12 protein-coding genes are annotated in these 13,203 nt (G+C 67.1%); 7 read left to right on the plus strand and 5 right to left on the minus strand.

Annotation, left to right across the window (positions count from 1 at the left end; all coding sequences use genetic code 11):
* Positions 1 to 86 precede the first annotated feature (86 nt).
* Positions 87 to 614, minus strand: a complete 528-nt coding sequence (gene grpE / locus METUNV1_RS01760) for a nucleotide exchange factor GrpE (protein ID WP_008058248.1) — start codon at positions 612 to 614, stop codon at positions 87 to 89.
* Positions 615 to 789: 175 nt separating this feature from the next.
* Between grpE and METUNV1_RS01765 the strand changes: the two genes are divergently transcribed.
* Both METUNV1_RS01765 and METUNV1_RS01770 read left to right on the plus strand, forming a co-directional pair.
* Positions 790 to 2,172 carry a protein kinase domain-containing protein gene (locus METUNV1_RS01765; protein ID WP_008058250.1) on the plus strand — a complete coding sequence of 461 codons (1,383 nt, stop codon included), beginning with the start codon at positions 790 to 792 and terminating at the stop codon, positions 2,170 to 2,172.
* 146 nt (positions 2,173 to 2,318) lie between these two features.
* Positions 2,319 to 2,852 carry an AP2 domain-containing protein gene (locus METUNV1_RS01770; RefSeq protein ID WP_008058252.1) on the plus strand — a complete coding sequence of 178 codons (534 nt, stop codon included), beginning with the start codon at positions 2,319 to 2,321 and terminating at the stop codon, positions 2,850 to 2,852.
* A gap of 61 nt (positions 2,853 to 2,913) precedes the next feature.
* Here METUNV1_RS01770 and hemH read toward each other — a convergent pair whose 3' ends face one another.
* Both hemH and hrcA read right to left on the minus strand, forming a co-directional pair.
* Positions 2,914 to 4,011, minus strand: coding sequence for a ferrochelatase (hemH, locus tag METUNV1_RS01775; protein ID WP_008058254.1), 1,098 nt, complete (start codon positions 4,009 to 4,011; stop codon positions 2,914 to 2,916).
* Between the two features lie 82 nt (positions 4,012 to 4,093).
* Positions 4,094 to 5,113 (minus strand): heat-inducible transcriptional repressor HrcA, encoded by a 1,020-nt coding sequence (gene hrcA, locus METUNV1_RS01780; protein WP_008058256.1) that lies wholly within the window; start codon positions 5,111 to 5,113, stop codon positions 4,094 to 4,096.
* 174 nt (positions 5,114 to 5,287) lie between these two features.
* On the opposite strand from hrcA, the gene METUNV1_RS01785 reads away from it, so the two are divergent.
* Together METUNV1_RS01785 and recN are read left to right on the plus strand one after the other, a co-directional pair.
* Complete coding sequence (locus METUNV1_RS01785; protein WP_008058257.1) at positions 5,288 to 6,178, plus strand: NAD kinase; 891 nt, start codon at positions 5,288 to 5,290, stop codon at positions 6,176 to 6,178.
* An 83-nt stretch (positions 6,179 to 6,261) separates the two neighbouring features.
* Complete coding sequence (gene recN, locus METUNV1_RS01790; protein WP_008058259.1) at positions 6,262 to 7,917, plus strand: DNA repair protein RecN; 1,656 nt, start codon at positions 6,262 to 6,264, stop codon at positions 7,915 to 7,917.
* A gap of 73 nt (positions 7,918 to 7,990) precedes the next feature.
* Here the strand turns inward: recN and METUNV1_RS01795 are convergent, their stop codons facing one another.
* Together METUNV1_RS01795 and fur are read right to left on the minus strand one after the other, a co-directional pair.
* Positions 7,991 to 8,554 (minus strand): TMEM165/GDT1 family protein, encoded by a 564-nt coding sequence (locus tag METUNV1_RS01795; RefSeq protein ID WP_008058260.1) that lies wholly within the window; start codon positions 8,552 to 8,554, stop codon positions 7,991 to 7,993.
* A gap of 55 nt (positions 8,555 to 8,609) precedes the next feature.
* Complete coding sequence (fur, locus tag METUNV1_RS01800) at positions 8,610 to 9,053, minus strand: ferric iron uptake transcriptional regulator (protein ID WP_008058261.1); 444 nt, start codon at positions 9,051 to 9,053, stop codon at positions 8,610 to 8,612.
* A 103-nt stretch (positions 9,054 to 9,156) separates the two neighbouring features.
* Here fur and METUNV1_RS01805 point away from each other — a divergent pair, with 103 nt between their 5' ends.
* The 3 genes from METUNV1_RS01805 (at position 9,157) to METUNV1_RS01815 (ending at position 13,174) form a co-directional block, all read left to right on the plus strand.
* A complete protein-coding gene (locus METUNV1_RS01805; RefSeq protein ID WP_008058262.1) occupies positions 9,157 to 9,624 on the plus strand; it encodes an outer membrane protein assembly factor BamE in 468 nt (155 codons plus the stop codon).
* Positions 9,625 to 9,682: 58 nt separating this feature from the next.
* Complete coding sequence (dapB, locus tag METUNV1_RS01810) at positions 9,683 to 10,480, plus strand: 4-hydroxy-tetrahydrodipicolinate reductase (protein ID WP_008058263.1); 798 nt, start codon at positions 9,683 to 9,685, stop codon at positions 10,478 to 10,480.
* An 81-nt stretch (positions 10,481 to 10,561) separates the two neighbouring features.
* Positions 10,562 to 13,174: a PAS domain-containing hybrid sensor histidine kinase/response regulator gene (locus METUNV1_RS01815; protein WP_008058264.1), complete on the plus strand. Its 2,613-nt coding sequence runs from the start codon at positions 10,562 to 10,564 to the stop codon at positions 13,172 to 13,174.
* The last annotated feature ends 29 nt before the right edge of the window (positions 13,175 to 13,203 follow it).

Here is a 13,203-nt window from a genome sequence, read left to right on the forward strand (position 1 = left end):
GGGTCCTCTATATGTATGTTCGGGTGGAGGAAAGAGCTTGTCTGAGGTCGAAGTGGGGCGTTTGCCCCTGCATTTCAAGGGGCTTTTCAGCCCGCCGCCTTCGAAACGATGACCAGGGCCGGGCGCAGCACGCGCTCGTGCAGCAGATAGCCCTTCTGCAGCACCTGCACCACGTGATTGGGTTCGCCCGGCGCCTCGATCTGGCTGATCGCCTGGTGCTTGTGCGGGTCGAACTTCTCGCCCAGCGGATTCACTTCCTCGACGCTGGCACCGCTGAAGGCCTGCACCAGCTGCTTGAGCGTCAGTTCTACGCCTTCGCGGGTCTTGGCGACGTCGTTCGAGGTGTCGGCCAGTGCGGCTTCCAGACTGTCCTTGACCGGCACCATGGCGGAGGCGAATTTCTCGGCGGCGAACTTGCCGGCCTTGATCACGTCCTCGGCGGCACGGCGGCGCATGTTCTCGGTTTCGGCCTTGGCGCGCAGCAGCGCATCCTGCAGTTCCGCGATCTTCTGTTCGGCGGCGGCCAGCGCGTCCGGCGCTTCGGCAGCGGCCGGCGTGTCCGGAGCGGCGTCTGCGAGGTTTTCCGGCGTCGGGTTAGGGGTCTGTTCGGTCATTCCGGGGATCCTCTGATTCTGAGACCCGCCGCACATGGGGGCGTCCGGACGGTTTTCAAGCCCCCTTTCCGGGGGCTTGTCCGGTCTGCCGACGTGGGTAATTTTGTCGTGCTCCCGGCGATGCCCTATCATTCCCGCTTCATGACGCGTTCCACGCTTCCTTCCTGTCTTTCTCATGCTTGAGCGCATCGGCAAATACCGGGTCATCCGCGAAATCGGCAAAGGCGCCACCGCGACCGTCTACCTGTGCAAGTGCGACGACATCGAGGAAATGGTCGCGGTCAAGCTGGTCGATTTCGGCGACAAGAACCGGGATCAGGGCAAGTGGTCGCGGCGCATGCGCAAACTGTTCCTGACCGAGGCGGCGATCGCCGCCAGGCTCGACCACCCCAACATCATCCGCATCTACGACGCGCAGGTCGAAGAGAACCGGGCCTATCTGGTCATGGAATTCATCGACGGCCAGCCGCTTGACCATTACTGCGAATTCAACACCATGCTGCCGCTGCCGCGGGCGGTGAGCATCGTGTTCAAGTGCGCGATGGCGCTCGACTACGCCTTCCGTCATGGCGTCGTGCATCGAGACATCAAACCGGCCAACATCCTGATCGGCGCCAACGACCTGGTGAAGGTGACCGATTTCGGTCTGGCGCTGAACGTGGCCAAGGAAAACGACAAGGATTCGACCTTCATCATGGGCGTGGGCTCGCCGGCCTACATGAGCCCGGAACAGGTGAAGGGCTATCCGCTGAACCAGAAGACCGATCTGTACTCGCTGGGGGTGGTGCTGTTCCACCTGCTGACCGGGCGGCTGCCCTTCCGCGCCAAGCACCCGGCCCAGCTCATCTACAAGATCATCAACGCCGATCCGCCGTCGGCGTCCCAGCTGAACCCGGAAGTGCCGGAGGCGATGGACCGGGTGATCCGCAAGGCGCTGGAAAAGGATCTGTACTCCCGCTACAAGAACGGCGCGGAGTTCGCCAAGGATCTGTCGTCGGTCCGCTTCAAGATCCTCGACGACAAGTACGTGCCGCCGGACACCACGCGCTTTTCCATCCTGCGCAAGATGCCCTTCTTCACCGAATTCGACGACGTCGAGGTGTGGGAGGTGCTGCGTTTCTCGAACTGGCGCCAGTACGCGGAAGGTACGGTGCTGATGCGTGAAGGCGAGGGCGACAACCGTTTCGGTCTCATCGTGTCCGGTCACGTCCGCGTGGTGGTGGGCGGTCGCCTGCTGGCCGAGCTGGGGCCGGGCGAGGTGGTGGGTGAAATGGGCTACCTCGATCCGACGCACCTGCGTCGATCGGCCACCGTGGTGGCGATCTCGCCGGTCGCCTTCCTCGAGGTGAGTCCGTCGGCGCTGGCGCTGGCGTCGGAAGAGTGTCTTGAGCACTTCCGCGGTCAGCTCATCAGTACCGTGGTGCAGCGCCTGGCACGGGCCAACGCCGCGCTTGCGGCCCAGGGTGAGGAGGTGATGATGCCGACCGAGTCCGGTTTTTCGGTGGTCGGCTCGGGTCTGGATCTCGAACTGCTGCCTGACGCCCCGGTCCGTCGCTGACCGGCGGCCGGCCCTGCAGGTGGGCCTCGGCGCACGCCGAGCGTGACGCCTGCCCTCGGACCGCTTCTAAAGTTTCCATCCCGCAGGCCGAAACTCTCCCTGCAAGCACACGGCTTCACCCTGGTGCTGATCGAAGGAGAGCAACCTTGAGCCGCAATTCAGTTTATGGCATCAGCCGCGTTGATAACGAGGCCAGCCGCACCCACGGCTGGCTCGTGACCATACAGCGACGCGGGGTGATTCACCGCAAGCATTTCAGCGACGGCGTGTTCGGCGGTAAGCAGAAAGCGTTTACCGCTGCCAAGCAGTTCCGCGACGACATCATTTCGAAATTCCCGCCGTTCTCGCTGCGGGAGTACTCCAGCATCGTCAAGAAGAACAACCGCTCCGGCGTGGTTGGCGTCTGCCGCTACTGTGCGTCGGAAACCCGTGACATGCCCGAGGACAAGCAGCGCTGGTTCTGGGTGGCGTCCTGGCCGCTGCCGTCGGGTCGCCGCAAGCGGGTGAAGTTTTCGGTGAACAAGTACGGCGAGGAAGGTGCGTTCAAGATGGCGCTGAAGGCGCGCAAGGATGCGCTGAAGAAGCTGGACGGCCAGTTCGACCCGGGCGCGGCCCGTCGCGGACGTCCGCGCAAGGCCAAGAACGACGAGAACGTACTGCCGGCGCGCGCCGCCGCCTGATGTCTTCCGGCCGATGAAAAAAGGCGACCCGCGGGTCGCCTTTTTCTTTGCGCTGCACGCTTCAGCGCGCAGCGCCCATGTCCCGGGCGCGCTGCGCCTGCAGTGCGCGCTCAGGCTGAGGCTGGCCGGCCTCGTCCCACCAGTGGCCCAGTTCGCGCCGCACCAGGCCGCCCAGTGCGGCGATCCAGTCCGGTCTTTCATTCAGGCAGGGGATGTAGCTGAAGCGCTGGCCGCCGTGCGCGATGAAGGCGTCGCGGTTCTCCACTGCGATTTCCTCCAGTGTTTCCAGACAGTCGGCGACAAAGCCGGGGCACATCACGTCCACGCTCTTCAGGCCGCCATCCGCCAGCTTTTCCAGCGTCGGCTGGGTGTAGGGCTCCAGCCAGCGGGCGCGGCCGAAGCGGGACTGGAAGGTGACCAGATAGTCCTCCTTTCCGAGACCGAGCGCCTCGGCCAGCAGCCGGCCGGTCCGGTGGCATTCGCAGTGGTAGGGGTCGCCCTTCATCAGGTGAAAGTGCGGCACGCCGTGGAAGGACATGACCAGCTTGTCGGCGCGGCCGTTCTTCTGCCAGTGCTCGCGCACGCTGGCGGCCAGCGCGTCGATATAGCTGCGATCGCCCGCGAACGCGCGCACGTAGCGGAGTTCAGGCAGGTTGCGCCAGCGCAGCAGCGCGCGCGCCAGTTCGTCCACCACCGAGCCGGTGGTGCTGGACGCGCCCTGCGGATACATCGGAACCGCGAGGATGCGGGTGAAACCTTCCGCCTTCATCTGCTGCAGCACGTCGGCAATCGAAGGCGCGCCGTAGCGCATCGCGTGCCTGACCTCGATGTCCGGCTGGCCTTCGGCCACCATCCAGCCGCGCAGCAGACGGGTCTGGCGTTCGGTATGCACACGCAGCGGCGATCCTTCGTCGGTCCACACGGTGGCGTACTTCTCGGCCGACTTCTTCGGTCGCACGTTCAGGATGATGGCGTTCAGGATGAGCCACCAGACCGGCTTGGGCACTTCGACCACGCGGTCGTCGGACAGGAACTCCTTCAGATAGCGGCGCAGCGACGGTGCGTCGGCCTGGTCGGGCGTGCCGAGATTGACCAGCAGCACGCCGGTGCGGGCGGTCTGGCCGTGGGTATAGGGCGGTTCGGCGATGAAGCGGGACATGTCGTGTTCTTGTTGTGGCCGCCCGGGAAAGGACGGCGTTCGGGTTTGACTGAGGGGTGACCGGGGCCGGGCTGCGCCCGGCTCAGGTCTGGCTGAGCGCGCTCGACAGCAGCTTGGCGGTCACGTCCACGATGGGAATGACCCGCTCGTAGGCCATGCGGGTGGGGCCGATCACGCCCACCGTACCGACCACCTGGCCCTGCACCTCGTAGGGTGCGGTGACCACGCTGCACTCATCGAGCGGCGCCAGCCCGGATTCGCCGCCGATGAAGATCTGCACGCCTTCGGCGCGCTGGGACAGGTCGAGCAGGCTGGCCAGCTGGGTGCGCTGGTCGAACAGCGAGAACAGTTCGCGCAGGCGCGACATGTTGGACGCCAGATCGTCGACCTCGAGCAGATTGCGCTCGCCGCTGATCACGTACTGCCCCTTGTCGTCCGAGAACGCCTCGTTGCCGGCCTGCAGTGCCGCCGCCATCAGCGTCGTCAGATCGCCGTGCAGCTGCTTCAGTTCCGCCTGCAGCCGGTTGCGGATTTCATCGAAGTCGAGCCCGGCGTAGTGCTGGTTCAGGAAGTTGGCCGCGGTGACCAGTTCGGACGGCGAAAAATTCTTTTCGGTCAGCAGGATGCGGTTCTGCACCTCGCCCGACTCGGTCACGATGATGAGCAGGATGCGCTTGTCCGACAGGCTCAGGAACTCGATCTGGCGGATGCGCGGAAGCTGGCGGCGCGGCGCCACCACGATGCCGGCGAAACGGGTGAGCTGGGACAGCAGCTGCGAAGCCTGGTTGACCAGCAGGCGCGGGTCCGCCGGCCGCAGTTCTCCCTTCAGTTCGCTGATCTGACCCGGCTCCAGCGGCTGCACCGACAGCAGCGTGTCGACGAAGAAGCGGTAGCCGCGCGGCGTCGGCACCCGGCCGGCCGAGGTGTGCGGGCTGGCGATGTAGCCCAGTTCCTCCAGGTCGGACATGACATTGCGTATCGTGGCCGGCGACAGGTCCAGGCCGGCGAATTTCGACAGCGTGCGGGAACCCACAGGCTGGCCGTCCGCGATATAGCGCTCGACCAGGGTTTTCAGCAGCAGTCTCGAACGGTCTTCAAGCATGGAACGGGCAGAGGGGCATCGCAGGGCGAATCATGTTTCCAGTGCCTGATTCTAGAGCAGTGCGCGCCGTGGCGTCAGGCATCCTGTCCGCCATCTTGACACAGTGACACCGGAGGCCGCGCGTGGCAGGCCCGGTGTCACGGTCGGGCCCGGCCTTTGTGGTTTAATCCGCGCATGAATACCGAATCTCCGGCCTACGGCTGCGTTGCGCTGATCGGCAAGTACCAGAGCGCCGAAGTGGCCGAGTCGCTGCGCACGCTGGCGCACTGGCTGCGCGACGCCGGCCGCGAGGTGCTGATCGAGCAGGCATCGGCCGAAGTGATGCCGGATGACCGCTTCGAGTCGGCCGATTTCGACGCGCTGGGCCGGCGCGCACAGCTCGCGGTGGTGGTCGGCGGCGACGGTTCGCTGATCAGCGCGGCCCGCAAGCTCGCGCCCTTCGGCGTGCCGCTGGTCGGCATCAACCAGGGCCGGCTGGGTTTCCTGACCGACGTTGCCCGCTCCAGCATGCTTGAATCGCTGGAATCGCTGCTGCGCGGCGACTTCCGTGCCGAGCGGCGGGTGCTGATGCAGGCCCAGGTGCTGCGCGAGGGCAGGGCGGTGTTTTCCGCCTTCGCGCTCAACGACGTGGTCATTTCCAAGGGCGACCTCGGCCGCATGATCGAGTTCGAGGTGCGGGTGGATGGCGAATTCGTCTACAGCCAGCGGTCGGACGGGCTCATCGTCGCGACGCCCACCGGTTCGACCGCCTATTCGCTGTCGGCCAACGGCCCCATCGTCCATCCTTCACTCGGCGGCATGCTCATCGTGCCGCTGTGTCCGCACGCGCTGTCGTCGCGGCCCATCGTGCTCGGCGACAGCGCGGTGCTGAACGTGCGGCTGTTTTCCCGCCATGACGCGCGTGCCCACTTCGACGGTCAGGAGCATGTCAATCTCCAGGGCGACGACGTGCTGCGCATCGAGCGCTCGCCGCACCAGGTGACCCTGCTGCATCCGCCCGGCTACAGCTATTTCGCCATGCTGCGCGAGAAGCTGCGGTGGAGCGAGGCGCCGAAGGAAGTCTGAGCCGCGCCCGGGTTGCGCCGGAGAGCCGCGGTCCCTGTATCGTCCCGTATCGTCCAGAACTGTCCGTTTCCTGCCGGGGTTTCATGCTCGAACGTCTATTCATCCGCGATTTCATTCTGGTCGACCGGCTGGAGCTCGATTTTTCGTCCGGCTTCGGCGCGCTGACCGGCGAGACCGGCGCCGGAAAATCCATTCTGGTGGATGCGCTCGGCCTGCTGATGGGCGGCCGGGCCGAGGCGTCTGTGGTGCGAAATGGCTGCGAGCGCGCCGAACTGTCGGCCGAATTCGCCTGTGCCGGCCACGACGCGCTGGCCGACTGGCTGCGCGAGCAGGATTTCGAGCCGGAAGAGGGTGTGGTGATCGCCCGGCGCGTGATCGACGCCGGCGGCCGCTCCCGCGCCTACATCAATGGCGCGCCGGCCAGCGTGGCCCAGCTGAAGGAGCTGGGCGGGCTGCTGATCGACATCCACGGCCAGCACGCGCACCAGGCGCTGATGCGCGAATCCGCCCAGCGCGCGCTGTTCGACCAGCACGCCGGGCTGACCGCCCAGGTGGCGACGGTCGGCCGGCTGCATCGCGAATGGCAGCAGCGCGAACAGGCGCTGGCGCGCGCGCTGCAGGACAGCGAATCGGCTGCGCGCGAGCGCGAGCGGCTGCAGTGGCTGGTCGAGGAACTGGAGGCGCTGGCCTTCGAACCCCAGGCATGGGCCGAACTGCAGCAGGATCACGGCCGGCTGGCGCATGCCACCCAGCTGCTGGAGGGGTCGGCCGAAGCGCTGGCGCTGATCGAGGAGGGCGACACCGCGCTTGACGCCCAGCTCGCGCATGTCGCGGCGCTGCTCGGCAAGCTGGAGGCCTACGACCCGACGCTGGCCGAATGCCGCGGCCTGGTCGAATCCGCCGCCACTCAGGTGGACGAGGCGGCGCGTGCGCTGCGCACCTACGCCCACCGCATCGACGCCGACCCGCAGGCGCTGGCGCGGGCCGACGAACGGATCGCGGCAGTCCTGGACTGCGCACGCAAGCACCGGGTCGAGCCGGAAGGTCTGCCCGGCCTGCTGGCGGACAGCCGTATCCGGCTTGAACAGCTGCAGCTGGAATCCGACCCGGCCGCACTCGCCGCTGCGCGTGACGCGGCGCTGGCGGCCTGCATCGAGGCAGCGCGTGCGCTGTCCGCTGCGCGCGCGCCGGCGGCGCGCCAGCTGTCCGATGCGGTCACCGCGGCCATGTCGGAACTGGCGATGCAGGGCGGCCGCTTCGAAGTGGTCATGCAGCCGCGCGAACTGCCGTCCGCCACCGGGCTGGAGGACATCGAATTCCATGTCGCTGCCAACCCGGGCCAGCCGCTGGCCCCGCTGGCCAAGGTGGCGTCCGGCGGCGAACTGTCGCGCATCGGTCTGGCGATACAGGTGATCGCCAGCGCGCGCAGCGGCACGCCGACCCTGGTGTTCGACGAGGTGGATGTCGGCATCGGCGGCCGGGTGGCCGAGGTGGTCGGCCGTCAGCTGGCGCGGCTGGGCGAGGCGCGTCAGGTGCTGTGCGTCACCCATCTGCCGCAGGTGGCAGCGCGTGCGCACTGGCAGTGGTCCATCGCCAAGCGCAGCGACAACGGCCAGACGCGCAGTGCGGTGACCCCGCTCGATGCCGATGCACGCGTCGATGAGATCGCCCGCATGCTGGGTGGTGAGGTGATCACCGACACCACCCGCGCGCATGCGCGGGAAATGCTCGGTTACTGAAGGCCGGACGACCGGTTCAGGATGCCCTGAGCCCGCGACCGGCGGTGGGCGGCCCGAAGCCCCGGCGCGCCGGTCAGCTGCCGGTGATCGCCAGCGTGATGACGCCGGTGGCGACGAACAGGCCGGCGGCGATGCGCCGTATCCAGTTCACCGGCAGGCGGGCGGCCAGTTTCTGGCCGACATACACCGCCGGCACGTTGGCGATCATCATGCCCAGCGTGGTGCCGGTCACCACCCACGAGAACGCGTGCTCGAAGCGGGCACCCAGCGCCACGGTCGCCAGCTGCGTCTTGTCGCCCATTTCGGCCATGAAGAACAGCAGCGTGGCGGTCAGGAATACGCCGTGCGCGCTGCCCACCTCGGTGTCTTCCAGCTCGTCCGGCACCAGCGCCCACAGGCCGCAGCCGATGAAGGCCAGACCGACGATCCAGCGCAGCGCATCCGGCGACAGCACCGAGGCCACCAGCGCGCCCAGCCAGGCGGCCAGCGCATGATTGAGCACGGTGGCCACCAGGATGCCGAGGCAGATGGGCAGTGGCCTGCGCAGCCGCGCGGCCAGCAGGAAGGAGAGGAGCTGGGTCTTGTCGCCGATTTCGGCGAGCGCGACCAGCGCGGTCGAGGCGATCAGTGCGTCCATGGAAAAAGACAGGAGCGGGCCGCGCGCGGCCCTGAATCGGAGGCGTGGAAGGGGCTCAGCCCCGCAGCGTCTTGCGGCGGTTGGGGCAGTCGTCGGTGGCGCAGTCGGCAAAGATGGTCAGTGCGTGGTCGTGCACCGTGAAACCGCGTTCCTTGGCCACCTTGATCTGGCGGCGCTCGATCTCCGCGTCGTAGAACTCTTCCACCTTGCCGCACTGGATGCACACCAGGTGGTCGTGGTGGTGGCCTTCGTTCAGTTCGAACACCGCCTTGCCGGACTCGAAGAAGTGCCGTTCGAGCAGGCCGGCCTGCTCGAACTGGGTCAGCACGCGGTAGACCGTGGCCAGACCGATGTCCATGTCTTCCTGCAGCAGCGCCTTGTAGACGTCTTCGGCACTCATGTGGCGTACGTCCGCGCGCTGGAACAGCTCGAGTATCTTCAGTCGCGGCAGGGTGGCCTTGAGCCCGATGTTTTTCAGGTTCTGGGAATTTGCGCTCATCCGGGTCGCCTGGAGGCATTGGCAAGGTCGCTATAATATAGACTTTCGTGTCCGGCCCGGCGTGCTGCGCCGGCCGTCCGATCTTCATTCGAGTCCTGCCGCGATGTCCTTCGCCCCCCTGGTTCGCCTTGTCACCGCCCGCCGCGCCTGCGTCGCCCTCGTTCCGCTGATCGCGGGCTGCAGCAGTTTCCAGGTGCCGGATTCGCTCGACGTGGTGAGCAAGCTCAATCCTTACCGCATCGACATCCGCCAGGGCAACCTCGTTACCCAGGAAATGGTGGGCCAGCTCAAGGCCGGCATGAGCCGCGAACAGGTGCGTTTCCTGCTCGGTACGCCGATGCTGGCCGACGTGTTCCACCCGGACCGCTGGGACTACGTGTACTTCTTCAAGCCGGGCAACAAGCCGGAAGACACGCAGCAGCGCCGCCTCATCGTCTATTTCGAGGACGACAGGCTGGTCAGCGTGGGCGGCGACGTGGTGGCGGCGGAAGAGGGCGAGATCCAGCCGCCGGAACAGCGCACCCGTACGCTCGACCTGTCCGAGGTCGCGGCACCGGACAAGAAGAAGTAACTTTCCACCGGGCGCCCGGCGCGCCCGTCCAGCGAACCGAAAGGATTTCATGTCACCGATGCGCATTGCGATCGCGGGGGCATCCGGCCGCATGGGCCGCATGCTGATCGAAGCCACCACGCGCGACGAAGGCGCCCAGCTTGCCGCGGCGCTCGACCGCCCGGACTCGCCGGCGATCGGCGAAGACGCCTGCGCCTTCCTGGGCGTGAAAAGCGGCGTGCTCATCCGCGGCGATGTCGAGGCGGCGCTGGCCGGTGCCGATTTCCTGATCGACTTCACCCGGCCGGAAGCCACGCTGGCCCATCTGGACATCTGCAAGCGCCTGGGCGTCAAGATGATCATCGGCACCACCGGTTTCAGCGAGGCGCAGCGCGCCCAGCTGGCCGAGGCGTCGAAGGAGCTGGCCATCGTGTTCGCGCCCAATATGGCGGTCGGCGTCAATGCGGTGTTCAAGCTGCTCGACGTGGCCGCGCGCATCCTGAACAGCGGCTACGACATCGAGGTGATCGAGGCCCATCACCGGATGAAGGTGGACGCGCCGTCCGGCACCGCGCTGCGCATGGGCGAGGTGGTGGCCGGCGCGCTGGGCCGTTCGCTGACCGACTGCGCGATCTACGGCCGCGAAGGCCATACCGGCGAACGCGACGCGAACACGATAGGCTTCGCCACGGTGCGCGGCGGCGACATCGTCGGCGATCACACCGTGCTGTTCGCCGGCATCGGCGAGCGGGTCGAAATCACGCACAAGGCGGCCAGCCGCATGCCCTACGCGCTGGGCAGTCTGCGCGCCGCGCGCTGGCTGGTCGATCGCAGCAGCGGGCTGTACGACATGCAGGACGTGCTCGGCCTGCGCTGAGCGCCGTCGGGCCGGGTGCCACGACTACAGTCGGCGCCCGGCAGGCCGTTAATTGGGGCTGGAGTTTTCTGACCCTCATTCATGCATCCATCGCTGTCATCCCTGCTGCAGCAGATCGGCCTGACCGGCACCGATGAGCGGGCGGTCGCCGACTGGCTTGCGTCCGGGCCCGCACCGGCCGCGCTGTCGGCAGCGCTTCAGGAGATGGACAGGCTGGTCGAGGCGGGCAGCGAACTCGATGCGTCCCGCCACGCCTGGCAGTGGGAGCCCGCCACCGCGCGCTTCGCGGTGCCGCCGGAATTCCGCCAGTCGCTGGGCTACAGCCAGGCAGAACTGCCCGAACTGCTGGCGGTGTGGCGAGACATCGTTCATGAAGACGACGTCGCCGGATTCGACCGCTGGCTGGAAGACCGGCTGGCAGGGGCCACTGCGCAGCCGGCGTTCGACCTGCGTCTGCGGCGTGCCGACGGCGAGGTGCTGTGGCTGCGCATCGAATCCACCGCCACCGAGCGCGACGATCGCGGTCGCGTGGTCAGCGTATCCGGCCTGATCGGTCTGCTCGACGCACGTCGTCAGGCCGAGGTCGAACTGCTGCGCGCGAAGGAAAAGGCGGAAGCCGCCAGCCGCGCCAAGAGCGATTTCCTGGCCAATATGAGCCACGAAATCCGCACCCCGATGAACGGCATCATGGGCATGTCGGCGCTGCTGCAGGACACCTCGCTGGACAGCGAGCAGCGCGAGTACGTGCACGCGATCAAGACCTCGGCCGATGCGCTGCTGGTCATCATCAACGACATCCTGGATTTCTCGAAGATCGAGGCCGGCAAGCTGGCGATCGAGGAGGTCGAGTGCGTGCCGTCCGATCTGGTCGGCGAAGCCGCGCGCGGGCTGGCCATCGGTGCCCAGCAGAAGGGCGTTGAGCTGTACTGCCGTATCGCGCCCGATCTGCCGCGCCGCGTGCTGGGCGACCCGGGCCGCATGCGCCAGATTCTGGTCAATCTGATCGGCAACGCCGTCAAGTTCACCGAGCGCGGCGAAATCGAGGTCGGCTGCGAGGCGGTCGGCATGCCCTCCGCGGTGGGTGATCATGCGGAACTGCATCTGTGGGTGCGCGACACCGGCATCGGCATCGATGCCGCCAAGCAGGCCCTGGTGTTCGAAGCCTTTGCCCAGGCCGATACCTCGACCACCCGCCGCTTCGGCGGTACCGGTCTGGGCCTGGCCATCTGCAACCGACTGGTGTCGCTGATGGGCGGCCGGCTGTGGCTGGAAAGCACGCCGGGCCAGGGCTCCACCTTCCATTTCACCATGCGCTGCCGCGTGCTCGAGGCCGCTGGCCTGTCGCCGCATTTCCAGCGTTTCCCCGGTCTGCGGGTGCTGCTGATCGAGGATCATCCGCCCAGCCGCAGTGCCGTGGCGGCCATGCTGGGCGACATGGGGGCCTCGGCGCTGGCGGTCGGCGCCGTGCAGGCTGCGCGCCAGGCCCTGCGGCAGGCGCATGACAGCGGACGGCCGTTCGACATCCTGATGGTCGACCGCACGCTGCCAGACGAGGACGCCTTCGATTTCGTGTCCGGCTTCTGCGAGGGGCCGAACCGGCTCAATCGCGTGGTGATGATGCTCAGCGGCGCCAACCAGGCCGCAGACAACGCACTGGCGCGCTCGCTCGGCGTGCGCGGTCGCCTGCACAAGCCGTTCTCGGCGGGCGAACTCGCGACGGCGCTGACCGACGCCCTGAGCAGCCAGCCGGACGACAGTGCGCACGAACTGGACGATTTCGCGCTCACCATCGGTGACCTCGACATCGAGCGCTCGCTGGTCCATTCCGGCCTGGGCAGTGCGACGGTGCGGCATGTGCTGCTGGCCGAGGACAATCCGGTGAACCAGCTGGTCGCGGTACGTACCCTGGAGCGGGCGGGCTACAAGGTGACGGTCGCCAACAACGGCCAGGAAGCGCTCGACCTGATAGACAGCGAATCCTTCGACGTGGTGCTGATGGACGTGCAGATGCCGGTCATGGGCGGGATCGAAGCCACCCGTGCCATACGCGCGCGGGAGCAGCGCCGCTCCTGGGTGGTGGATACCGACCATGTGCAGCATCTGCCCATCATCGCGATGACCGCCAACGCGATGAAGGGCGACCGCGAACTGTGCCTGGACGAAGGCATGGATGATTACGTGAGCAAGCCGGTCAAGGCGGAAGATCTGCTGGCGGCGCTCGAACGGGTGCTCGAACGGCCGGACGACGATGCCGCGATGACGCACACCGCGATTTCCGACATCAACGGTCTGATGCGCAGTGCGGGTCACGGCCATGTGTCCGCCGACTGGGGTGCTGAGGCGGCCGAACCGGCGATCGACCTGTCCCATACGCTGGAAACGCTGGAAGGTGACCGCGCCATGGTGCTCAGGGTGATCGACGTGTTCCTTGGCGAGCTGCCGGAACTGCGTCGCACGCTGGCGGCAGGCGTACAGGGTCAGGACTGCGAGGTCGTGGCCCGGGTCGGCCACCGGCTGCGCGGTTCGCTGTCGGTGTTCGGTGCGCGCGGCACCGAAGTCTGCGTGTCCCGTCTGGAAGAGGCCGCCCGGGCGGGCGACAGCGGCGCCCTGGCCAGTCTGCATCGTGATGCCGACCATCTTCTGGCTCGGCTGGGCGAGGCGCTGGTGGCGGGGCGCGCTTCGGTCCTGGCCTGACAGCGGGATGCGGCTCGCTCTGGTTTACG

Origin of the sequence: Methyloversatilis universalis FAM5, from assembly GCF_000214035.2 — a bacterium.
GTDB lineage: Bacteria > Pseudomonadota > Gammaproteobacteria > Burkholderiales > Rhodocyclaceae > Methyloversatilis > Methyloversatilis universalis.